This window comes from Microbacterium sp. 1154, from assembly GCF_031455375.1.
Taxonomy (GTDB): Bacteria; Actinomycetota; Actinomycetes; order Actinomycetales; family Microbacteriaceae; genus Microbacterium.
In genome coordinates this window covers 241,609-264,106 of record NZ_JAVDSN010000002.1, presented here as the reverse complement: position 1 = coordinate 264,106, position 22,498 = coordinate 241,609, and the positions used below count along the sequence as shown (strand labels likewise).

Genomic DNA, 22,498 nt, shown 5'->3' with positions numbered 1-22,498 from the left:
GATGAGCGCGTCGGGCGGGGGTGCTTGACGGCGGGGCGGCGGGTGTCGGGGTCCTCGGGCCTGGGGCGGGGTCTGGGGGCGCCACACATTTTGGCGACTCACGCGGGGGACCGGGGGCGGCGGGATGCCGGAAGAGGGCGTCATTCGTTCGGATGAAATGTTTCACGCTGGTCCCGGGGCTTTTCGTTATCTGTGAGTGTGTGCGGCGCGCGACCCGACGTCGGGCGGTGTCGGAGGGGGTTGGTAGTTTGGTGCGATGACAGCGTCGCTGCCGGTGCCCCCCGAAAAGTCCTCCGCAGATACCGAGGGCGCGTCGGCGAGCGCCGAAGCCTCGGTGTCGCCTCCGCCGAAGCCCCGCACGCCCCGCGCGACGACTCCGCGCGCTCCGCGTAAGCCTGCCGCTGCCGCCGCGACCGACGGTGCGGAAGCCAATTCGGCTGAAGCGCCGAAGCCGGCTGCCAAGCCGCGTGCTCCGCGCACCACCGCCGCCCGCGCCGCCTCGGGTACGGGCACCACGGCCCGCACGCCCGCGGCGAAGAAGCCCGCGGCGCCGAAGAAGCCGGCGGCCCCGCGTGCGACGGCCGCGTCGAAGGCCGCGGGCTCGACCACTGCGAAGGCGGCTGCTGCCGCGAAGCCCGCTGCCGCCAAGCCCGCCGCCGCGAAGCCCGCCGTGCCGAAGAAGCCCGCCGCTCCGCGCCAGACGGCGGCGGCCAAGGCCGCGGCGGCGAAGGCCGCGGCGGCGAAGGCCGCGGAGGCAGCGTCGGCTGCGGAGGCTGCGTCTCTCGACGTGCCGAAGGGTGAGGCGGCCCTCGAGGCGCCGAAGGCCGGCATCCCCCCGCTCCTTCCCGACGACATCGTGGTGCCGCCGCGCCCGCCTTTGCCCGCGACCGAGGCGGCGCTCGCCGGTGCCGCGCCCGCGGACGCTGTGGGGGAGGAATCGGTTGAGGAGACCGTCGCCGACCCCGCGCCGGCGGATGTCGCCATCGAGGAGCCGGTTGTCGAGACTGTCGCTGACCCCGCGCCGGCGGATGTCGCCGTCGAGGAGTCGGTTATCGAGACTGCCGCTGACCCCGCGCCGACGGACGTGGCCGTCGAGGAGCCGGTTATCGAGACCGTCGCTGACCCCACGCCGGCGGATGTCGCCGTAGAGGAGCCGGTTGCCGAGAGCGCCGCTGACCCCGCGCCGGCGGACGTGGCCGTCGAGGAGCCCGCGATCGATGTGGCGGACGCGTCCGAGCAGAGCGCATCGTCGTCTGAGCGAGCTGTGTCGTCGACGGCGGAGGTGGTGACCGAGACGCCCCTCGAGCCCGACGTTCCCGCCGAGCCGACGTCCGAAGACGATGGCGAGACCGCGGATCCCGCGCCCGCCTCCGTCGACCGCGCGACCTCTTCCGAGGATCCGACTCCCGCCGACGTGCGCATCGACGAGGTCGAGTCGGCGCCCACCGACACGGACCTCTCCGTCGTTCCGTCGTCCAGCGATGCTGGCGTCGACGAGGTGGATCCGGTCGCCTCCGACTCCGACCTCCCGGTCGAGCCGACGCCGACCCAGGCGCCCGAGACGACCGTCGTCGGTGCGACGCCCGCCGTCGAAGACGGACAGACGGCCGTCTTCGACGTGGCGCCGGCCGGACCCCTCGCGGAACCCGAGGCGCACGAGGCCCTGACCCACGACGATGACGCCCTCGAACCCGCCGCGACCGTCGCGGAGCCCGCGGTCGAGGTGTCCACGGCATCCGCTGACGAAACCGCCGTCCCGGCCCTGGCCCTGCGCACGATCACGAAGAGCTTCGGCGAGCTGCGCGCGGTCGACGCGGTCGACCTGACCGTGCCCGCGGGCGCGTTCTACGGCCTCGTCGGGCCGAACGGCGCCGGCAAGACCACGACCCTGTCAATCATCGCGGGACTCCTGCGTCCCGACGGCGGCACCGTCACCATCAACGGTGTCGACGCGGCCAAGCGCTCGCGCGAGGCGAAGAAGCTCATCGGTGTGCTGCCCGACCGGCTGCGCACCTTCGACCGTCTCACCGGCCGTCAACTGCTGTCGTACTACGGCGCGCTGCGCGGCCTGCCCGCGGCGCTCGTCGAGAGTCGCATCGCCGACCTCGCCCGGGCCTTCGACCTCGTCGAGGCGCTGTCGCGCCCGGTCTCGGACTACTCCGCCGGTATGACCAAGAAGGTCATGCTCGCCGGCGCCATGATCCACTCGCCGCGCCTGCTGGTGCTCGACGAGCCGTTCGAGGCCGTGGACCCGGTGTCGAGCGGTGTGATCCTCGACATCCTCGGCACCTACGTCGACCACGGCGGCACGGTCATCCTCTCGAGCCACGGCATGGAACTCGTCGAGCGCGTCTGCTCGCGCGTCGCCGTCATCGTCTCGGGACAGGTGCTCGCCGAGGGCACCGTCGACGAGGTGCGCGGTGAAGGAACGCTCGAGGAGCGCTTCCGCGAACTCTCCGGCGGGCTCGGCGACGTGGAGGGCCTCGAGTGGTTGCACACGTTCTCCGCCTGAGGCTCGCGATGATGCTGGGCGCCCTCCGGGGCGACCGGCGCGACGTCGTCCGGCGTGCCATCGGCGTCGTCATCCTGATCGCCGCCACCGTCGTCGCTGCGCGCAGCGCCGCCGGTCTCGCGGATGCCAGCCCCCTCACCACGGCGGTCGTCACCGTTCTCGCGGGCTCGGCGGTGACGCTCGGCTTCGCGGTCGGTCCTCCCGTCACCGCCTCGATCGACCCGCTCGACCCGCGACGCTTCGCCGTCGTCGGCCCGGAACCCCGACCCCTCGCCGGGGCGCTGCTGCTGGCCGGGTTCCTCAGCGTGCCGGTGCTCGTGGTGCTTGTTCTGGGAGTCAGCCTCGCCATCGCCTGGGGCGCGCACGGGGCGTCGGCCTGGGCGAGCGTGGCATCCGTCGTCCTGGGCCTGACCACCTGTGTGCTGTTCGCGCGCGTGAGCATGGCACTCGGCGCGCTCGTGCAGCGGCCGCGGCAGTCGCGCGAGCTGATCGGCGTCTACCTGATCGCCGTCCTCGTGGTCGTCGTGCCGGTCGGCGTCTTCCTCGGGTCGCTCGAATGGCGGGGCGTCGTGCCCTCGCAACTCGCGTCGGCCGCCGAGATCCTCGCCTGGACCCCCATCGGCGCCGCGTGGGGCATCGCCCTGGCGCCCTCGGCGGGGGCGGCCGTCGGCAGCCTCATCGTGGCAATCGCCACCGTCGTCGTCTTGACGCTCGCGTGGTTCGCGCTCGTCGACGTCCTGCTCACCACCACCCGACGCCCGGTCGCCGTGCGCGAGCGAGGCGGACTCGGTTGGTTCGCGATCCTGCCCGGCACGCCCGGGGGAGCGGTCGCCGCCCGCAGCCTCTCGTACTGGCTGCGCGACCGCCGGTACATCGTGAACGTCATCATCGTGCCGATCGCCGCCGTGGTCTCGACGGTGCCGCTCCTCGTCGCCGGCGTCCCGTTCGAGCTCGCCGTACTGCTGCCGGTGCCGATCATGGCGCTCTTCTTCGGATGGCTGCCGCACAACGACCTCGCCTACGACTCCACCGCCCTCTGGATGCACATCGCGAGCGGCATGCGCGGGGCTCCCGACCGCATCGGGCGTCTCGTGCCGGTACTGCTCATCGGCATCCCGATCCTCGCCGTGACCCTGCCGCTCGCCATCGTCGCCCACGGGCGCTGGGCGATCTTCCCCGCCATGGTCGGCGTCTGCGCGGCGCTGTTCCTCGCTGGTCTGGGACTGTCGAGCATCTCGTCGGTCGTCGCGCCGTACGCGGTCTCGCGGCCGGGCGACAGCCCCTTCCAGCAGCCGCAGCGAACCGGCTCGGGCGGCGTCGTCGCCCAGGGGCTCGTGATGGCCGGAGCGATCGCGGCCGCCTCACCCGCAGCGTGGCTCACCTGGCAGGCGGTCAACGGCGAGACCATCGACACGATGTTCGCCCTGTGCGTCGGTATCGGTGCGGGAGTGATCGTCCTCGTCATCGGTGTCGCCATCGGTGCCGCGCTGTTCGAGCGTCGTGGAACGCGTCTCATGGAGTTCGCCGAAGCGACGTGAGCCGGGCCTCGACCGACCCTTCGGGGCCGACCGCGGCTACACTGGCTCTCCATGAGCACGCCTCTCGACAGTCCCGACAGCGGGGGTCTCGCGACCCTGGATCGCGAGCTCGAAGAGCTCATCCGCGAAGAGAACATCGAGCCCGGTGATCACGAGCGCTTCTCCCATTACGTGAAGAAGGACAAGATCCTCGAGTCGGCCCTCAGCGGCAAGCCGGTGCGGGCTCTGTGCGGCAAGAAGTGGACGCCGGGGCGCGACCCCGAGAAGTTCCCCGTGTGCCCGCAGTGCAAAGAGATCTACGAATCCCTCATCAACTGAGCGCCTCGCGCGCGGCGGCCCGGCCCTCACCCCGCGTGAGACGCCACTTTCTGTCGCCGAGCCGCGCCCTGGGCGGCAGTTTTCGGCCCCTCACGCGGGGGTGTAGCGCGTGAGGCGCTCGGGTTCGGGTTCTACGAGGCGTCGACCCCAGCCGACCCACGCGGCAGACCTCTACCCGCGTGAGGGGCCATTTCTTGTCCCCGAGCCGCGTGCTCGGCGACAGTTTTTGGCCTCTCACCCGCAGGCGCAGCTCCCTCCGGCGTGAGGCGCCGGTGGCCTTCACCGCGCTTCGCGGTACTCCGTCGGTAGCGCCGGGTCGGCCTTGCTCAGCGCGAGGGCACGCACGGGCAGCTCCTCGCGGACGCGTGCGTGATGAGCCCGAGCGGCCTGCACCCCGTCGGAGCCGAGAGCGCCGGCATCCGCCTCTCCGTTCTGCATCAGGGTCGCCTGCAACGCGCGGGCGTCGGGGTGCTCGGCCGCGGTCGACAACTCCTCGAAGCCGTCGCTGACGACGATGAGCTCCGAGGTCGCGGTGCCCGAGTCCAGCGTGCGGAACGCGGCCTTGCGTCCGCCGTGCGAGGCCTTCTGCGCGGAGGCCTTGGCGACGCCCACCCACGAGCCGTCGGCGGCCTCGCGAGCGACGAGCTTGAAGACGAGCCCCGCGGTGGGAACCCCCGAACCGGTCGCAACCGACGTGCCGACGCCGTAGGAATCGACGGGGGAGGCCGCCAGGGCAGCGAGGGCGTACTCGTCGAGGTCGCTCGTGACGGTGATCCGCGTCTTCGTCGCGCCCAGGTCGTCGAGCAGTGCGCGCACCTCGCCCGCGACGATCGGCAGGTCGCCCGAGTCGATGCGCACCCCGCCCAGGTCGGGGCCGGCGACGCGCACGGCCGTCTTGACGCCCTCGGTGATGTCGTAAGTGTCGATGAGCAGCGTTGTACCGGCGCCCAGCGCGTCGACCTGCGACCGGAACGCGTCTTCTTCAGTGTCGTGCAGCAGCGTCCAAGCGTGGGCGGCGGTACCCATGGTGGGCACGCCCCAGCGCCGGCCGGCCTCGAGGTTGCTGGTCGCCGAGAAGCCGGCGATATACGCGGCGCGCGCGGCGGCGACCGCGGCCTCCTCACTGGCACGTCGCGAACCCATCTCGGCGAGCGGTCGATCGCCCGCGGCGACACTCATGCGGGCGGCGGCGGTGGCGACGGCGGAGTCGTAGTTGAGGATGCTGAGCGCGAGCGTCTCGAGCAGCACGGCCTCGGCGAACGTGCCCTCGATCGTGAGCAGGGGAGAGCCGGGGAAGTAGACCTCGCCCTCGCGGTATCCCGTCACCGAGCCCGTGAACCGGTAATCGGCGAGGAAGTCGAGGGTCTTGGCATCCACCACCCGGTTGTCGCGGAGGTAGCGCAGCTCGTCGTCGCCGAAGCGGAAGTCGCGAATCGCCTCGAGAAGACGCCCCGTGCCCGCGACGACCCCGAACCGACGGCCACCCGACAGGCGCCGCCCGAACACCTCGAACACGCAGCGACGCGAGGCCGTGCCGTCGCGGAGGGCCGCGTCGAGCATCGTGAGTTCGTACCGGTCGGTGTGCAGGGCGGTGCTACGGCTCATGGCGCCAGCCTATTCGGGCCCTCGCACCGCGCCCGTGCGCCGCGTCGCCGCTTGACACCGGGTCGGTGTGCCGAACTCCGGAGGTCCGGCGGGCGGAGGGGCTCAACGGGAGCTGAACAGCGGTCCGGTCCCGACCATCGGGGCCCGAGACGCCCGGCTCCGGCGCCGTCCCGCGCGTAACTCCTGATTCCTGCGCCCCGTCACCCTCGCCAACGCCCGCGCGAGCCCGCACCGCCCGCGTTCTCAGGAGTTACGGACGCCCCGCCCACCCAAACCGGCGACGCAACCATCCGGACCCCGGCACGCCCCCGGCCCGAGCGGCCCCCGCCCGATAGGCTGGCTCCCTATGAACGACGCGCCGATCGGGATCTTCGACTCAGGGGTCGGCGGACTCACCGTCGCCCGGGCCGTGTCGCAGCAACTGCCGCGCGAGTCAATCCTCTACATCGGCGATACCGCTCGCTCGCCCTACGGTCCGAAGCCCATCGCCGACGTCCGCAAGTATTCGCTCGAGGTGCTCGACACCCTCGTCGAGCAGGGCGTCAAGATGCTCGTGATCGCGTGCAACACCGCCTCGGCCGCCATGCTCCGCGACGCGCGTGAGCGTTACGACGTGCCCGTGGTCGAGGTCATCGGCCCGGCCGTCCGCACCGCCATGTCGACGACCCGCAACGGCCGCATCGGCGTGATCGGCACGGTCGGCACGATCGGCTCGCGCGCCTACCAGGACATGCTCGAGGTCAACGAGCGCCTCACGGTGTTCGCCGAGGCCTGCCCGCGCTTCGTCGAGTTCGTCGAGGCCGGCGTCACCGACTCGCCCGAGGTGCTCGCCACCGCCGAGCAGTACCTCGCACCTCTCCGCCACGCCGGGGTCGACACCCTGGTTCTCGGCTGCACGCACTACCCGTTCCTCGAGGGGGCCATCAGCTACGTGATGGGCCCCGACGTAAGCCTCGTCTCGAGCGACAGCGAGACCGCGAAAGACGTCTACCGCCAGCTCGTGTCGCGGGATCTCCTCGCGACCCCGGATGCCGTGCCCACCGCCCGCTACGAGGCCACGGGATCGTCGGCCGACGATTTCCTGCGCCTGGCGCACCGCCTCATGGGCCGGGAGGTGCGCGAGGTGCAGCTCGTGCAGACCGGCGCCATCGACCTGCCGCGCTGAGTCGCGGCATCCATTCCCGTTCCCCTGGAGGACCCATGACCCGCAAAGACGGTCGCACCAACGACCAGCTCCGTCCCGTCACCATCGAGCGCGGGTGGTCGGCTCACGCCGAAGGTTCCGCCCTCGTCACGTTCGGCGGCACCAAGGTGCTGTGCACCGCGTCGTTCACGAACGGCGTGCCGCGCTGGCTGACCGGCAAGGGCAAGGGCTGGGTCACGGCGGAGTACGCGATGCTCCCGCGCGCGACGAACAGCCGTAACGACCGCGAATCGATCAAGGGCAAGGTCGGCGGTCGCACGCACGAGATCTCGCGACTCATCGGCCGCGCGCTGCGTGCCGTCGTCGACACCAAGGCCCTCGGCGAGAACACGATCGTGATCGACTGCGACGTGCTGCAGGCCGACGGCGGTACGCGCACCGCGGCGATCACCGGTGCCTACGTGGCCCTCGCGGATGCCATCGCCTGGGGCCGCGAGAAGAAGTTCATCGGTCAGCGCGCCGAGGTGCTGCGCGACTCCGTCGCAGCGGTGTCGGTGGGCATCATCGACGGCGAGCCGATGCTCGACCTGGCGTACGTCGAGGACGTGCGCGCCGAGACCGACATGAATGTCGTCGTCACCGGTCGGGGGCTGTTCGTCGAGGTGCAGGGCACGGCCGAGGGTGCGCCGTTCGACAAGCGCGAGCTCGACCAGTTGCTCGAGCTGGGCGTGAACGGGTGCGCCGAGCTGCGCGGCATCCAGACGTCGGCGCTCGAGGGCTGAGATGTCCCGCATCGTCCTGGCCACGCACAACCCGCACAAGGTCGAGGAATTCCAGGCGATCGTCGCCGAGGTGCGTCCCGACCTCGAGGTCGTCGGCTACGACGGCCCCGAGCCGGTCGAAGACGGCGTGACGTTCGCCGCGAATGCGCTCATCAAGGCGCGCGCCGCGGCGGCGCACACGGGGTTGTCGGCGCTGGCGGATGACTCCGGCGTGGCCGTCGACGTCTTGGGCGGTTCGCCCGGGGTCTTCTCGGCGTACTGGGCGGGACACAAGAAAGACGCGACCGCCAACCTCGAACTGCTGCTCGACCAGTTGTCGGATGTCGCCGACCCGCACCGCACCGCGCAGTTCGTATCGGTCATCGCGCTCGTGCGCCCGGACGGCGGCGAGCAGACGGTCGAGGGCCGCTGGCCCGGACGCCTCGCGACAGCACCCGCCGGCCCCGGGGGCTTCGGCTACGACCCCGTCTTCATCCCCGACGGCCAGCCCGCGGGGCGGGAGCGCACGGTCGGTGAGTGGACGGCGGCCGAGAAGAACGCCGAGTCGCACCGGGCCCGCGCGTTCCGGGAGTTGGCGCCGCTTCTGCGCGAGCTCTGAGCGCGAGAGCGACACCCGTTCTCATTCCCGACTACGCCGAACCCCGGCGGCCGGACCTGTGCCCGTTCTAGCCTGGAGCTATGCACGATCACGCGCCCTCCGGCGGCATCCGGGATGCCGGCAATCGGCGCCTGCTCGCGACCGCCCTGGCCCTGACGGCCACGGTAATGGTGGTGCAGATCGTCGGGGCGATCCTCACCGGATCGCTGGCGTTGCTCGCCGACGCCGCGCACATGTTCACCGACGCGGCCGCCCTGGTGGTCGCGCTGATCGCCACCGCCATCGCGGCACGGCCGGCGGATGACCGCCGCACCTTCGGGTACCAGCGTGCCGAGGTGCTGGGGGCGCTCGCCAATGGCGTGATCCTCATCGTGCTGTGCGCGTGGGTGGGTGTCGAGGCCGTGCAGCGGCTGCTCGCTCCGGCCGAGGCGGAGGTGCAGGGCGGGCTCATGCTCGTGGTCGCGACCGTCGGCATGATCGCCAACGCCGTGTCGATGTTCCTGCTGTCTCGCGCACAGAAGCGCAGCATCAACGTGCGCGGTGCCTACCTCGAAGTGCTGGGCGATCTGATCGGGTCGGTCGCCGTGATCATCGCGGCCCTCGTCATCATCACGACGGGATTCGTGCAGGCGGATGCCATCGCCTCCCTGCTCATCGCGGTGCTCATCGTGCCGCGAGCCATCGGGCTGCTGCGCGAGGTCGTCGTGGTGTTGACGGAGTCGGCGCCGGTGGGGGTGCACGTGGCCGAGATCCGCGAGCACCTGCGTGAGGCCGACGGAGTCGTCGATGTGCACGACGTACACGTGTGGCAGCTGACGCGGGGAGCGCCGGTATTCAGTGCCCACGTGATCGTCGAAGACGCCGCGCTCACCGACGGCCGGGCCGCCGCGATCCTCGGTTCCCTGCAGACGTGCCTGGCGGATCACTTCGACGTCGAGCACTCGACCTTCCAGCTCGAACCCGCGGGGCACGTGGAGCACGATTCGCGTCACGCGTGACCGTCGGTGCCGTGCGTTAGCCTGCCGTCAGGCACCCGTACCCACGGAAGGTTCCGCATGTTCTCCTCTCTCGTCATCGACCACTGGCTGCCGGCCGCGTCGGACTCCCTCTCCGACGACGAAGCGATCGTCGTCGTGGACGCAGAGCTTCCGGAGAACCGCTCGGTCTCGGTCCTGCGTCTCGACGACGGAGCCACCATCGTTTCGCTGACGCCCGATCGCGCGGTGCAGATCGGAGCGGTCGACGGTGAGCGGTTTCCCGCGGACACGGCGGGGGAGCGCATCGAGGCCTCCGGCATCGTGCTGAACGATCCCGACCACCTGTTCTACCTGCCGGTGGAAGAGCACGCGAATGTCGCGTCCACTGTCCCCGGCACGAACACGCGCCGCCTCTCGGTCGCCGATGCCGAGGTGTTCGCCGCCCTCGAAGCGGCGGCGCCCGAGGACGATCTCGACGAGGCGTTCGTCGAGATCGACCACTGGCTCGTCTTCGGCACGTTCATCGACGGTCGGCTGGCCGCCGCCGCGAGCATGTACCCGTGGAGCGGAACCCGTCTCGCCGATCTCGGGGTCCTCACACTGCCGGAGTTCCGCGGTCGCGGTCTCGCCCGAGCGACCGTGCTGGCGATGGCCGCCGACGCCCTGGAGCGCGGGTACGAGCCGCAGTACCGATGCCAGCTCGATAACGCGCCGTCGGTGGCGTTGGCCCTGGCCTCCGGCTTTCGCCGCTTCGGTGAGTGGATGGTGATCGACGACTGATGCCCGGGCCATCTCCCGGGCATGAAGGCCGCCACAGCACCAATAGCACGGAGCTGACGCGGGTCGAGACACGCGCCTGACGTCGCGACACCCGCCGGCGACGGTCAGTCCTCCCGCACGACCTCGCCCGGGTCCTTGTCCGGCCGCAGGCCCCGCCACCGCGCCTGCCGCAGGATGCCGCCGGGTGTGAACTCCGCGAACTCCACCTCGGCCACGAGCTCGGGCCGGACCCACAGGGCATCGCGGGCGTCGGCTGCCGGCACTCCGACGAACGGGTCGGTGTCGGCGCGCAGCGGCTCCAAGAGGTCCGTGAGCCGGGCCAGCGTCTGCTCGCCGAATCCCGAGCCCACTCGGCCCGCGTACCGCAGGCCGTCCGCCGTGGGCACCCCGACCAGCAGGGAGCCGATCGTGCCCGCGCGGTTGCCCTTGCCCGGCCGGATCCCACCGATCACGACCTCTTGCGTGCGCGAGTGTTTGACCTTCAGCCACTGCTCCGACCGCACGCGGCGCCGGTAGGTGGAGCCCGGGTCTTTCACGACGACCCCTTCGAGCCCGAACCGGCCGCTCGTCGCGACCGCGGCATCCACGTCGTCGAACACCGGAGGCACGACGACAGGCCCCCCGGCGCGACCGGCCAGCTCTTCGAGCACTTCTCGCCGGTGGGACAGGGGCAGGGATGCCACGTCTCGGCCACCCGCCGACAGCACGTCGAACAGGTACAGGTGCACGGGGGTGCGCTCGGCTTCAAGGGCGATCTCTCGCGGCTTCGCGAGGTTCATCCGTTTCTGCAGCAGCGGGAAGCTCGGCCGACCCTGCTCGTCGAGGGCGACGATCTCGCCGTCGAACACCGCCGGGTCGGAGCCGAGTCCCAGATCGACGCTCGTCAGCTCGGGGTAGGCGGCGGTCAGGTCGTTGCCGTTGCGCGAGCGCAGGCGCAGACGTTCGCCGTCCCAGATTCCCAGACCCCGGATGCCATCCCACTTCATCTCCACCCAGGGCGTGCCGCCCCAGCGCTCAGCGGCGGCGCGGGCGATCCCGGCCGTGGAAGAGGTGGCGAGCATCGGCTTGAGGTCGGCGACGCGGGGCGGCGAGGCGGCGGGTGGGGAAGCCGCGGGTGGCGTAGCGGCTGATGCGGGAGAGGCGGCGCGGCCCCCGTCGGAGGAGCCGTGGTCCAGGGGCACGACGGGCTGTCCGTCGCTCTGCGGTCGGCCCGCGGCATCCGTCTTCATCCGGTGCAACAGCCACTGCGACTTCTCGCCGTGCCCCTCGGTGCGGATGAGGGCGAAACGCACGCGGCCCAGCGGGCCGCCCTCTCGGCCCTCGAGGGTGGCGATCACCTCGTCGTCACGCCACTTCTCGAGGTCGTAGGTGCCGGTGTCCCAGACGGTCATGATGCCGGCGCCGTACTCACCACGGGGGATCTCACCGGCGAAGTCGAGGTACGGCAGCGGATGGTCCTCGGTCATGACGGCCAGGCTGTTCTTCGCCGTCGTCGGCGGAACGCCCTTGGGCACGGCCCAGCTGACGAGCACGCCGTCGCGTTCGAGGCGCAGGTCCCAGTGCAGGCGCGACGCGTGGTGCTCCTGAATGACGAACCGGGGGAGTCCCTCGGGCGCAGGAGCGCCGTGCGGTGTCTCGGGGACCGGTTCGGGAGTCTTCCCGGCCGTGCGCTTCGCGATGTAGGCACGCAGGGGGCCGTGCACCGCGTCGACGGGCGCCAACGGATCATCGGGACGCTCGAGCACCTCGCTGAACAGCAGATGGCGCAGGTCGGGGTCGTCGAGCTCCGCCCACGTGCGCGGGGCGGCGACGTACGGACGCGGGCGCCCGCGCAGGGAGTACGGCGCGATCGTCGTCTTCGAGCCGTTGTTCTGGCTCCAGTCGATGAAGACCTTGCCGGGGCGCGCGGCCTTCGACATCTGACTGACGACGAGGTCGGGATGGTCGGCCTCGATCGCCCGGGCGAGTTCTTTCGCGACGGCGCTCGCCGCATCGCTCGACTGTCTGCCGTCGAGCCGCGCGTACAGGTGGATGCCCTTGCTGCCGCTGGTCACCGGCAGCGGGTCGAGACCGATGTCCTGCAGGATCGCCCGGGCCCACCGCGCGACCTCGGCGCATTCGGCGAGGCCCACACCCGGTCCGGGGTCGAGGTCGAGCACGAGGCGGTCGGGGTTCTGGCGTCCGCCCTCGCTCGAGAACCGCCACTGCGGCACGTGCAGCTCGAGGCTCGCGACCTGCGCGAGGTAGACCAGGGTGGGCAGGTCGTCGACGAGCGGGTAGTCCTTCGCGCCGCTGGAGTGATCGATCGGGAAGCGACGCACCCACGTCGGAGCGCCGGGTTCGAGGGCCTTGGCGAAGAACGGCTCGCCGGGGCTGGCATCCGTCCCCACTCCGTCGGGCCAGCGCTTGCGGGTCAGCGGACGGTCGGCGACGTGCGGGAGCAGCAGGGGAGCGATCCGCGAGTAGTAGTCGACCACCTCGCCCTTGGTGGTGCCGGTCTCGGGGTAGAGCACCTTGTCGAGGTTCGACAGACGCAGGCGGCGACCGCCGATACGCACCGTCTGCTCCGTCATCGCCCCAGCGTAGGGCGAGGACGGTGACGCGTACCCAGGGGGTTGCGAGCGGGCGGTGCCGGGCTCCGGTGAACGGGGGCTAGTCCGGGGCGTGGGGGGTGAGGGGCTGTGGATGCACCGGGGCCTAGGACGGGCGCGAACCCGGTTCGCAAGGGTCTCGGCATCCGCACCCCATCCGGTGTTCACTGGTCGCATGCGATCGATCTGGAAAGGCGCCCTGACCTTCGGCCTCGTCAACGTGCCCGTCAAGGTGTACTCGGCGACCGAAGACCACGACGTCTCGCTGCACCAGGTGCACAACAAGGACGGCGGCCGGATCCGCTACCAGCGGATCTGCGAGGTCGACGGCGAGGTGGTGCCGTACCAGGACATCGACAAGGCCTACGACGACGGCGAGCAGACGGTCGTGCTCACCAAGGACGACCTGGCGTCGTTGCCCAGCGAACGCAGCCGGGAGATCGAGGTCGTCGAGTTCGTGCCGAGCGATCAGGTCGATCTGCTGACGCTCGACAAGGCGTACTACCTCGAGCCCGACTCCTCCTCTCCCAAGGCCTACGTCCTGCTGCGCAAGACACTGGAGCAGACTGACCGCACCGCGATCGTCCGCTTCTCGCTCCGGCAGAAGACCCGGCTCGCGGCCCTCCGCGTGCGCGGCGACGTGCTCGTGCTGCAGACGCTGCTGTGGGCCGACGAGGTGCGCGAGGCGGCGTTCCCGTCGCTCGACGAGAGCGTGCGCATCTCGGCGAAAGAGCTCGAGATGTCGGCATCCCTCGTCGACAGCTTCTCGAAGGACTTCGACCCCGAGGAGTTCACCGACGAGTACCAGGCCGAGCTGCGCACCCTCATCGACGCGAAGCTCGAGCAGGGCGACGCGATCGACACCGACGCGACTTTCGGCAAGAAGGAAGAGGAGGACGGCGGTGAGGTCATCGATCTGATGGAGGCCCTGCGCGCGAGCGTCGAGCGGAGCCGCGCGGCCCGATCGGGCGTCACCGACAGCGGCAAGTCCGACCAGAAAGACAAGGCCGCCGACACGAAGCCGGCGGCCAAGAAGAAGAGCGCGAAGGCGTCTTAGCGCGTCGGCTGGTCGCCGTCTTCGAGGGTCTTCGCGTCGAGGGTGAGCGATTCGGCCTCGGCGGGGGTGACGGCACCCTCACGCTTGGCGGCGGCGCGCTCACGGAAGTAGTGGATCGCGATGAAGATCGCCGTGCCGGCGACGGCGGCGAGCAGGATCACATCGATGTACTCGGTGACGATGTCGCGGATGAAGGGGATGTAGCCGACCAGGTAGCCGATCATCGTCAGGCCGATGCCCCAGATGACCGCGCCGATCAGGTTGTACAGCGAGTACTTCTTCCACGGCATGTGGCCGACACCCGCGGCGATGGGCGCGAAGGTGCGCACGACCGGCACGAAGCGGGCGAGGATGACGGTCAGACCGCCGAACCGCTCGAAGAAGGCGTTCGTGCGTTCGACGTTCTTCTTGCTGAACAGCCCCGACTCTTTGCGCTCGAAGATTGACGGGCCCGCCTTGTGGCCGATGAAGTACCCGACCTCACCGCCGACGAACGCCGCGAAACCGATCGCGAGGGCGACCCACCAGGCGTTGAGCCCGAACACGCCGTTCGGGGCGGCGTCAGTCGAGTGCGACAGCAGGCCCGCCATGATCAGCAGGGTGTCGCCCGGCAGCAGGAAGCCGATGAGCAGACCGGTCTCGGCGAAGATGATGAAGCAGACGACGAGCAGCGCCCACGGCTGCGAGTTGGTGATGATCGTCGCGGGGTCGAGCCACGGGAGCAACGAGCTGGTGGTGTGGATCACATCGGTCCCGTCGGGTCGGAAGGGTGCAGAGAGCGGTTACCGTGCGGAAGGGGGGACTTGAACCCCCACGCCCGAAGGCACAGGAACCTAAATCCTGCGTGTCTACCGATTTCACCACTCCCGCGAGTGTGCTCATTCTAAGCGGGCGACGCGCTCCGACGTTGTGAAGCCGCCGTCAAACGCGGCGCTCGTCCGGTAGCCGCGACACGCCGGAGGAATGTCTCCGCCCGCTTCGACGCTGGATCCGGCATGAAGGCGATCACGTACTCTCAGCCCGGTGACTCCTCCGTCCTCTCGCTCGAGGAGCGGCCTCTGCCCGAACCCGCCGCGGGAGAGGTGCGCGTGCGCCTCACTGTGTCGGGCGTGAACCCCACCGACTGGAAGGCCCGCGCCACGACGGGGCGTCCGCTCCCCTTTGACGAGGTCACCCCGAACCAGGACGGAGCGGGAGTGGTGGATGCCGTCGGCGAGGGCATCGACGAACTGTCGGTGGGACAGCGGGTGTGGGTGTACCTCGCCGCGCACCAGCGCCCGTTCGGCACGGCGGCGGAGTACACCGTGCTCCCCGCGTCGCGTGCGGTGCCCCTGCCGGACAGTGCGTCGTTCGAGCTCGGCGCCAGCCTCGGCGTTCCCGCGATGACCGCGCACCGCGCCCTCACGGTTCACGAGGACGCACCTTCGCGTCTGGCTCCCGGTGCGCTGGCCGGGCGCACGGTGCTCGTCCAGGGTGGTGCCGGGGCCGTCGGTCACGCCGCCATCCAGCTGGCCGCCTGGGCCGGAGCCACGGTCATCGCCACCGTGAGCAGCGTCGAGAAAGAGGCTCTGGCCCGCGCGGCCGGCGCCCACCATGTGCTGCAGTACCCGAGCGAGTCGCTGGCCGACGGCATCCGGGAGCTCGCCCCGAACGGCGTCGAGCACATCGTCGAGGTCGCCATCGCCGACAACGCCGGTCTCGACGTCGAGGTCGTCGCCAATCACGGGACGATCGGCTACTACGCCGACAACGGCGGGGCCGATTTCACCGCCCGGGTGCGCGAGAGCTTCGCCAAGAACGTCCGCTGGCAGGGACTGCTGCTGTACACGGTGGGGGAGCGGGCACTGCTCGCCGCCGCCGAGGACGTCGCGGCGGCCGTCGCCGACGGAGCGCTCCCGGTCGGGGACGACGCCGGGCTGCCGCTCACGTGGTTCGCGCTGGACGACACCGCCGCGGCGCACGACGCGGTGGAGCAGGGCGCGTTGGGCAAGGTGCTGATTCGCGTAGGGGAGTGAGTGCTCCTCTCGCGTGAGGGGTCAGAGTTCGTCGCCGAGGAGTGCCCCGAGCGACGGAGAGTGGCCCCTCAGGCGGGCGTGGCGCGGTCAGCGGGAGCGCGGGACGTAGCGGGGAACCCAGCGGATGAAGCCGGCCGCCCCCAGGACGGCGATCACCCCCATCGCGCCGACGCCGACCGAGAGGGATGCCATGGCCGTCAGGGCCGACACGATCAACGGGGCCACCGCGCCGCCGCCATCGGTCAACGTCCTCCAGGAGCCGAGGAACGCCGCGGGATCCGTGGGGGGAGCCACGTCCGCGCCAAGGGTGAGCAGGATGCCGCTCGACAAGCCGTTGCCGACCCCGAGGACCGCGGCGAACATCGCGTACCACATGGCCGCCGACGACAGATCGTGCGTGAACGACAGGGCAAAGAAGCCCGCGCCCATGAGGACCATCGCCGGGAGGGCCGCCCACAGACGACCGAAGCGGTCCATCACCTGACCGCTCGCGTAGAAGAGGGCGAAATCGATCGCTCCCGAGACGCCCACGACCACGGCGATGGTGCCGGCATCCATCCCGAGGGAGACACCCCACAGGGGCAGGACGACTTGGCGCGCCGAGCGCACGGCCGACAGCGACGAGGCGGCGAGCCCCAGGCGCGCCAGCACTCCGCGGTACCGCCACATCGTGCGGAACACCCCGACACGTTCCACCGTGGGGATCGCGCCGGTGACGGGCTCGCCGGTGTCCTCGGCGTCGCGGGAGTCGCCCGCACCTGCTCGGGTGGGCGCACCCGCGCCGACCGGGATCGCCTTCTCGGGGTCGGGGCCGAAGAACACGAGCAGGATCGTGGCGACCTGGCAGACGGCGAAGAAGACGATGGATGCCGTCTCGGTGCCGAAGACCGCCAGGAGCGCCGCCGAGATGAACGGGCCGACGAACATGCCGAGGCGGAACGTGCCACCCAGCAGCGAGAGAGCTCGCGCCCGGAACGTCAGCGGGACGCGCGTGGTCATGAACGAATGGCGCGCCAGGGCGAACGAGGCCGCGCAGAAACCGATGAGGAACACCGCCGCGGTGAAGAACGCCAGCGACTGAGCGAACACGATGCCGAGGAGCCCCGCGAGCACCACGATCCCCGCCACGCCCATCGTCAGGCGCTCGCCGAAGCGGGCGACGGCCCAGCCCGCGGGGATGTTCCCGCACAGCTGCCCGACCACGAGGGCGGCCGCCACGAGCGCGGCGAGGGCGACGTCGGCGCCGAGGCGGTTCGCGATGACGGGGATGAGGGGGATCACGGCTCCCTCGCCCAGGGCGAAGAGCAGGGTGGGGCCGTAGATCATCGGTGCGAAGCGCACCAGCACGTTCCGGGGAGAGTCGGCTGTCACTGTCTCCACGATAGGCTTGATCTCAAATGCTCGAACTCGATTTGACCGCCGACATCCAGGCGCTGCGCTCGACCTTCGCCGATATCCAGGCCGTGGTCGACGTCGACGCACTCAAAGCCGACATCGAACGCCTCAGCGACGAGGCCGGTGCCCCCGACCTCTGGGACGACGTCGAGAACGCTCAGAAGGTCACCAGCCGCCTCAGCCATCGCCAAGCGGAGCTCAAGCGCGTCTCGGAGATCGAGCAGCGCCTCGACGACCTCGAGGTGCTCGTCGGGCTCGCGATCGAGATGGACGACGAGGAGTCCGCCGACGAGGCCCGCCGCGAACTCGCTTCGCTGAAAGACGTGATCGGCCAGCTCGAGGTGCAGACGCTCCTCGACGGCGAGTACGACCCCCGTTCCGCTGTCGTGACGATCCGCTCCGGCGCCGGCGGCGACGACGCCACCGACTTCGCCGAGATGCTGCTGCGCATGTACCTGCGCTGGGCCGAACGCCACAAGTACCCCGTCAAGGTCATGGACACCTCCTACGCCGAAGGCGCCGGCATCAAGTCGGCCACCTTCGAGGTCGACGTCCCCTACGCCTACGGCACGCTGTCGGTCGAGGCGGGCACCCACCGCCTCGCGCGCATCAGCCCGTTCGGCGGTGCCGACAAGCGCCAGACGAGCTTCGCCGCGGTCGAGGTCATCCCCGTGATGGAAGAGGCCGTCGAGGTCGAGGTCCCCGAGGGCGACATCCGCGTCGACGTGTTCCGGTCGTCGGGGCCCGGCGGTCAGTCGGTCAACACCACCGACTCCGCCGTGCGCATCACGCACCTCCCCACCGGCCTCGTCGTGTCGATGCAGAACGAGAAGTCGCAGATCCAGAACCGCGCCGCGGCCATGCGCGTGCTCCAGACGCGCCTGCTGCTGCTCAAGCGCGAAGAAGAGGCCGCGAAGAAGAAAGAGCTCGCCGGCACGATCACCGCGAGCTGGGGCGATCAGATGCGCTCGTACTTTCTCTACGGTCAGCAGCTCGTGAAAGACCTGCGCACCGGCTACGAGGTCGGCAACCCCGCGGTCGTCTTCGACGGCGACCTCGACGGACTGATCGCGGCCGGCATCCGCTGGCGCAAACGCAAGGACGACGACTGAGCCCGTTCGCTCTCGACAGCAAGCCCTCTGGATGCCGGCACCTCGGCATCCAGAGGGCTTTCTCCGTTTCGTGACACGGCGCGTCCTGTCGGCGTGCCCGGGGCCCGCGCTTAGGCTCGTCGAGCCATGATCCGGTTCGAGAACGTCACCAAGCGGTATCGCGGCACCGCGAAGCCCGCCCTGAACGCCGTCGACTTCGAAGTGCAGCGCGGGGAATTCGTCTTCCTCGTCGGCGCTTCGGGCTCCGGCAAATCGTCGTGCCTGCAGCTCATCCTGCGCGCCGAGACACCCAGCGACGGTCGCGTCGTGGTGCTCGGCCGCGACCTGCGTACGCTGTCGAACCGCAAGGTTCCCTACTTCCGCCGCCACATCGGTTCGGTGTTCCAGGACTTCCGCCTGCTGCCGAACAAGACGGTGCACCAGAACGTCGCCTTCACGCTGCAGGTGACCGGAGCGTCGCGCGGGTTCATCCAGCAGGCGGTGCCCGAGGTGCTCGCGCTCGTCGGTCTCGACGGCAAAGAGAAGCGTCTGCCGCACGAGCTGTCGGGTGGAGAGCAGCAGCGTGTGGCCATCGCGCGCGCCCTCGTGAACCGCCCCCAGGTGCTGCTGGCCGACGAGCCGACCGGAAACCTCGACCCCGGCACGTCGATCGACATCATGCGCCTTCTCGCGCGCATCAACGCCGGGGGGACGACCGTCGTCATGGCGACCCACGAGGCCGGGTTCGTCGACCAGATGCAGCGTCGCGTGATCGAGCTGCGCGGCGGCGAGATGGTGCGTGACGAGCGTCATGGCGGGTACGGCGACACGTCGAGCCTGCCGCGCCTGGCACCCGAGATCGAGCGCGGTGCGGCGGCCGTGGCGGCCCTGACGGCCGTCCTCGAGGTGCAGCGAGAGGTGACCGGGCTCACGGGTCCGGTCGAGCCGCTCACGAAGCCCGGTGCCGAGCCCGCGTCTGCGGCGCCGCGGTCGGATGCGGCTCCCGCCCCCGCGGCATCCGCGGACCCCGCCCAGGATGCCGAGCCCGACGCGCCCGCCGCCGTCGAGCCCCGCGAGCCGGGCACGAACACACGCTCCATTCCGGTCACCCGCCCCGACGTCGATGCTCTCGGTCTCGCCGACCGGCTCGGCTTGGGCGAGAAGAAAGACCGCAACGACGAAGTGGGACCCACGTCATGAGGTTCGGGCTCATCCTCTCGGAGGCCTTCACCGGTCTCCGCCGCAACGCGTCGATGGTGATCTCGGTCATCCTCGTCACCTTCGTGTCGCTGACCTTCGTCGGCGCGGCGATGCTCATGCAGATGCAGATCGGCAAGATGCAGTCGTACTGGGCCGATCGTGCCCAGGTGGCGGTGTTCATGTGTGCGGCGTCGTCGAACGCCCCCACGTGCGTCGCGGGCGAGCCGGCGACGCAGGACCAGATCGACGCGGTGAAGGCGACGCTCGACGGGCAGGCGCTCGCGCCGCTGATCCGCGACTACACCTTCCAGACCAGCGACCAGGTGTTCGAGAACGCGAAGCAGCAGCTTCCCGAGGACATCGCCGGTGTCGTGACGGCGGACCAGTTCAACGCGACCTTCAGCATCAACCTGGTCGATCAGAGTCAATCCGACGTCATCGCCGAGGCCTTCAGCGGCCAGAACGGTGTCGAGGCGGTCACCGACCAGCTGCAGTACCTCGAACCCCTGTTCCAAGCACTCACCGTCGCGACCTACGTGGCCGTCGGCATCGCCGGTCTCATGCTGATCGCCGCCGTGCTGCTGATCGCCACGACCATCCGTCTCTCGGCCTTCGCGAGACGTCGAGAGCTCGGCATCATGAGGCTGGTGGGTGCATCCAACCGCTTCATCCAGACACCGTTCGTCGTCGAGGGTGTGCTGGCCGCGCTCATCGGTTCGGCCCTGGCGAGCGTGGCGGTGTGGGCGATCGTCGGAGTCGGGGTGAACCAGTACCTCCGGGACCGGATCGGGTTCATCACGTCGTGGGTGGACTTCGGCGACGTGGCGATCGTGATTCCGCTCCTCGTCGTGATCGGTATCGTGCTCGCGGCACTGAGCGCGAGCTTCGCCATCCGTCGCTGGCTCCGCGCCTAGCATCCCGCGGCGCCGCGCTCGGCCGGCATCCGGTGGGGGTAAACTGTAAGGCTCTGTGTGCCCATAATCATGAGGAGGTGGCACCATGCCTCGTGAGCAGGGTGAAAAGCTCATCGCGTCGAACAAGAAGGCGCGTCACGACTACGCCATCGAGAAGACGTACGAAGCCGGATTGGTGCTCACCGGCACCGAGGTGAAGTCGTTGCGCCAGGGGCGCGCGAACCTGACCGACGGCTACGCCTATATCGACGGCGGCCAGGCCTTCCTCGACGCCGTGCACATCCCGGAGTACTCGCAGGGGCACTGGACGAATCACTCGGCCAAGCGCACGCGCAAGCTGCTGCTGCACAAGGAAGAGATCATCAAGCTCTCGCACGCGGTGTCGGCGGGCGGATACACGCTCGTGCCGTTGCGGCTGTACTTCCTCGACGGGCGCGCGAAGGTCGAGATCGCGGTCGCCAAGGGTAAGCGCGAGTTCGAGAAGCGCCAGACCATCCGCGAGCGCGAAGACAAGCGCGAGGCCGAGCGCGCGATGCGCACGAAGAACCGTCTGGGCGAGTAAGCCCCGCCGGTCACTCGGCGCGGAAGCGCCCCTCGACGACCGACGTGACGACGATCTCGGGCGGCTGCAAGCTGAACGACGGTCCGCCGCCGGGTCCCGACGCGGCCATCATGCGCGCGCCGAAGGGGGTCGGAGCCTCCGGGTTCGCGGCGAGCAATCCGGCATCCGCGATCTCGACGGCGGAGACGGATGCCAGCCCCAGAGCGTCCGCGTACGCGGTCGCGCGCTCCACGGCCACATGCACGGCGTCGGCGGCGACCTCGCGCTCGACTCGCGCGCGGGTGGTGGGGGACAGGCGCCACTCCACCGCGGTCACCTGCACGTCGTCGGACTCGGCGACGTCACTGAGCCACCACGACAGCGCCCCGGCGTCGGTGAAGGTGGCCGACAGCTCCACCGCCGCGTGATGGACAAGGGGGAGCTGCGCGCCCTCGTTGTTCCACGGGCGGTCGGACCAGACCGAGACGCGGGCGCTCGACCACTCCGACACCTCTCCCGATCGAAGGTGGGCGACCAGACCGTCCTGCACGCTCGCGGCGCGCTCCTGCGCCCGCTCGACGACCGGACCGCGCGACGGACCGTCGGTGGACACGGTCACGCGGACGGCAGCCTCTTCGGCGCGGGCGCGGGCGTTGCTCTCGCCCCGGACGGTGATGACGACGTCGCTCATGCGGTGAGCCTACGGGACAGGGGGAGGCGGCCCCGGTCAGGCGGGCGGCTGGAGCAGGTCGAGTTGGGAGCGCACGACGGCCCAGCGCACCTCGGAGCCGCTGAAAGAGTAGGTCTCGCCCCAGCCGTCGTCGTCCTTCGCGCTGCCGTCGTCGGAACGCATTCCCCACTGGACGGCGTCGGAGGTGTCGACGCGCTGGAAGCCTTCCGCCTCGAGAGCACGTTGAGCGGCAGCGGCTGTCGTGGCGTCGATCGGCGCCCACGCGAGGTCGATGACGTTGTCGGTCGCGACCTCGGGTCCGGCTCCGAAGCGGCAGCTGAGCTGACCGGTGGGCGCGCCCTGGGGGAACCTGTCGAAGGGGCTGTGACCGATCTCACGGCCCACCATGTTCCAGCCCACCCAGCCGTTGTCGGAAACCGTCTGACGGAACGCGGGGGTGATGACGTCGTCGCACGAGGTGTACACGACCGGTGCGACGTCGGGGGTGGCGGTGGGTGATACCTCGGGGCTCGGCGAGATCGTCGCGGTCGTCGTCGGCGACGGGGACGGAGACGGGGTGGCTGTCTCGGCGGCCGGCTCCGGTGACGCGGTGCAGGCGGAGAGAGCGAGTACGCCCCCGAGGACGAGAGTGAGCGGGAGCAGCGAGGGGCGAGTGGTCATGGCTCTGAACGTATCGACAACGCAGCCTCGATGAAGACCCTTTCCGGCGTCGTCATCAGATCGTTGCGCGTCGAGCGGGAATCATCGCG

At 70.4% G+C, this 22,498-nt stretch carries 20 protein-coding genes and 1 tRNA gene; 14 read left to right on the top strand and 7 right to left on the bottom strand.

The window, feature by feature from the left end; translation table 11 throughout:
* Positions 1–256: 256 nt before the first annotated feature.
* Genes J2X55_RS10525 through J2X55_RS10515 form a run of 3 tightly spaced genes read left to right on the top strand, consistent with a single transcriptional unit; the run spans position 257 to position 4,368 of the window.
* Positions 257–2,512, top strand: a complete 2,256-nt coding sequence (locus J2X55_RS10525; RefSeq protein ID WP_309823292.1) for an ATP-binding cassette domain-containing protein — start codon at positions 257–259, stop codon at positions 2,510–2,512.
* Between the two features lie 11 nt (positions 2,513–2,523).
* Positions 2,524–4,050 carry a hypothetical protein gene (locus J2X55_RS10520; RefSeq protein WP_309823290.1) on the top strand — a complete coding sequence of 509 codons (1,527 nt, stop codon included), beginning with the start codon at positions 2,524–2,526 and terminating at the stop codon, positions 4,048–4,050.
* 51 nt (positions 4,051–4,101) lie between these two features.
* Complete coding sequence (locus J2X55_RS10515; protein WP_056230575.1) at positions 4,102–4,368, top strand: DUF3039 domain-containing protein; 267 nt, start codon at positions 4,102–4,104, stop codon at positions 4,366–4,368.
* Positions 4,369–4,647: 279 nt separating this feature from the next.
* Here the strand turns inward: J2X55_RS10515 and J2X55_RS10510 are convergent, their stop codons facing one another.
* Positions 4,648–5,973 (bottom strand): nicotinate phosphoribosyltransferase, encoded by a 1,326-nt coding sequence (locus J2X55_RS10510; RefSeq protein ID WP_309823288.1) that lies wholly within the window; start codon positions 5,971–5,973, stop codon positions 4,648–4,650.
* A 346-nt stretch (positions 5,974–6,319) separates the two neighbouring features.
* Here J2X55_RS10510 and murI point away from each other — a divergent pair, with 346 nt between their 5' ends.
* The 5 genes from murI (at position 6,320) to J2X55_RS10485 (ending at position 10,254) form a co-directional block, all read left to right on the top strand.
* Complete coding sequence (gene murI, locus J2X55_RS10505; protein ID WP_115917828.1) at positions 6,320–7,138, top strand: glutamate racemase; 819 nt, start codon at positions 6,320–6,322, stop codon at positions 7,136–7,138.
* A gap of 35 nt (positions 7,139–7,173) precedes the next feature.
* Positions 7,174–7,899 (top strand): ribonuclease PH, encoded by a 726-nt coding sequence (gene rph, locus J2X55_RS10500; RefSeq protein WP_115917830.1) that lies wholly within the window; start codon positions 7,174–7,176, stop codon positions 7,897–7,899.
* Between the two features lies 1 nt (position 7,900).
* Entirely contained in the window at positions 7,901–8,497 is a 597-nt protein-coding gene (gene rdgB / locus J2X55_RS10495; RefSeq protein WP_309823287.1) for an RdgB/HAM1 family non-canonical purine NTP pyrophosphatase, read from the top strand.
* 80 nt (positions 8,498–8,577) lie between these two features.
* Positions 8,578–9,495 carry a cation diffusion facilitator family transporter gene (locus J2X55_RS10490; protein WP_115917834.1) on the top strand — a complete coding sequence of 306 codons (918 nt, stop codon included), beginning with the start codon at positions 8,578–8,580 and terminating at the stop codon, positions 9,493–9,495.
* 57 nt (positions 9,496–9,552) lie between these two features.
* Complete coding sequence (locus J2X55_RS10485; protein WP_309823286.1) at positions 9,553–10,254, top strand: GNAT family N-acetyltransferase; 702 nt, start codon at positions 9,553–9,555, stop codon at positions 10,252–10,254.
* A 104-nt stretch (positions 10,255–10,358) separates the two neighbouring features.
* Here the strand turns inward: J2X55_RS10485 and J2X55_RS10480 are convergent, their stop codons facing one another.
* A complete protein-coding gene (locus J2X55_RS10480; protein WP_309823284.1) occupies positions 10,359–12,827 on the bottom strand; it encodes an ATP-dependent DNA ligase in 2,469 nt (822 codons plus the stop codon).
* A gap of 193 nt (positions 12,828–13,020) precedes the next feature.
* Between J2X55_RS10480 and J2X55_RS10475 the strand changes: the two genes are divergently transcribed.
* Positions 13,021–13,902, top strand: coding sequence for a Ku protein (locus J2X55_RS10475; RefSeq protein WP_309823282.1), 882 nt, complete (start codon positions 13,021–13,023; stop codon positions 13,900–13,902).
* On the opposite strand, the gene J2X55_RS10470 is transcribed toward J2X55_RS10475, so the two are convergent.
* Complete coding sequence (locus tag J2X55_RS10470; protein ID WP_115917842.1) at positions 13,899–14,648, bottom strand: DedA family protein; 750 nt, start codon at positions 14,646–14,648, stop codon at positions 13,899–13,901. The two genes, J2X55_RS10475 and J2X55_RS10470, sit on opposite strands and share 4 nt — an antisense overlap.
* A 42-nt stretch (positions 14,649–14,690) precedes the next feature.
* Positions 14,691–14,772: transfer RNA gene (locus tag J2X55_RS10465), tRNA-Leu, on the bottom strand.
* A gap of 125 nt (positions 14,773–14,897) precedes the next feature.
* Here J2X55_RS10465 and J2X55_RS10460 point away from each other — a divergent pair.
* Positions 14,898–15,917, top strand: a complete 1,020-nt coding sequence (locus tag J2X55_RS10460) for an NADPH:quinone reductase (RefSeq protein ID WP_309823279.1) — start codon at positions 14,898–14,900, stop codon at positions 15,915–15,917.
* Between the two features lie 87 nt (positions 15,918–16,004).
* On the opposite strand, the gene J2X55_RS10455 is transcribed toward J2X55_RS10460, so the two are convergent.
* On the bottom strand, positions 16,005–17,243 hold the full coding sequence (locus tag J2X55_RS10455; protein WP_309823568.1) for an MFS transporter: 1,239 nt from the start codon (positions 17,241–17,243) through the stop codon (positions 16,005–16,007).
* A 71-nt stretch (positions 17,244–17,314) separates the two neighbouring features.
* Here J2X55_RS10455 and prfB point away from each other — a divergent pair, with 71 nt between their 5' ends.
* The 4 genes from prfB (at position 17,315) to smpB (ending at position 21,079) form a co-directional block, all read left to right on the top strand.
* Complete coding sequence (gene prfB, locus J2X55_RS10450) at positions 17,315–18,424, top strand: peptide chain release factor 2 (RefSeq protein ID WP_115917846.1); 1,110 nt, start codon at positions 17,315–17,317, stop codon at positions 18,422–18,424.
* Between the two features lie 126 nt (positions 18,425–18,550).
* The gene (gene ftsE, locus J2X55_RS10445) at positions 18,551–19,603 is read left to right on the top strand and encodes a cell division ATP-binding protein FtsE (protein ID WP_115917848.1); all 1,053 of its coding nucleotides are present in this window, start codon (positions 18,551–18,553) and stop codon (positions 19,601–19,603) included.
* A complete protein-coding gene (gene ftsX / locus J2X55_RS10440; RefSeq protein ID WP_115917850.1) occupies positions 19,600–20,517 on the top strand; it encodes a permease-like cell division protein FtsX in 918 nt (305 codons plus the stop codon). The genes ftsE and ftsX overlap by 4 nt, the downstream gene beginning before the upstream one ends.
* A gap of 85 nt (positions 20,518–20,602) precedes the next feature.
* The gene (gene smpB / locus J2X55_RS10435; RefSeq protein WP_074696877.1) at positions 20,603–21,079 is read left to right on the top strand and encodes an SsrA-binding protein SmpB; all 477 of its coding nucleotides are present in this window, start codon (positions 20,603–20,605) and stop codon (positions 21,077–21,079) included.
* 10 nt (positions 21,080–21,089) lie between these two features.
* Here smpB and J2X55_RS10430 read toward each other — a convergent pair whose 3' ends face one another.
* Positions 21,090–21,749: an SIMPL domain-containing protein gene (locus J2X55_RS10430; RefSeq protein WP_309823274.1), complete on the bottom strand. Its 660-nt coding sequence runs from the start codon at positions 21,747–21,749 to the stop codon at positions 21,090–21,092.
* Positions 21,750–21,785: 36 nt separating this feature from the next.
* The gene (locus J2X55_RS10425) at positions 21,786–22,409 is read right to left on the bottom strand and encodes a hypothetical protein (protein ID WP_115917854.1); all 624 of its coding nucleotides are present in this window, start codon (positions 22,407–22,409) and stop codon (positions 21,786–21,788) included.
* Between the last annotated feature and the right edge of the window lie 89 nt (positions 22,410–22,498).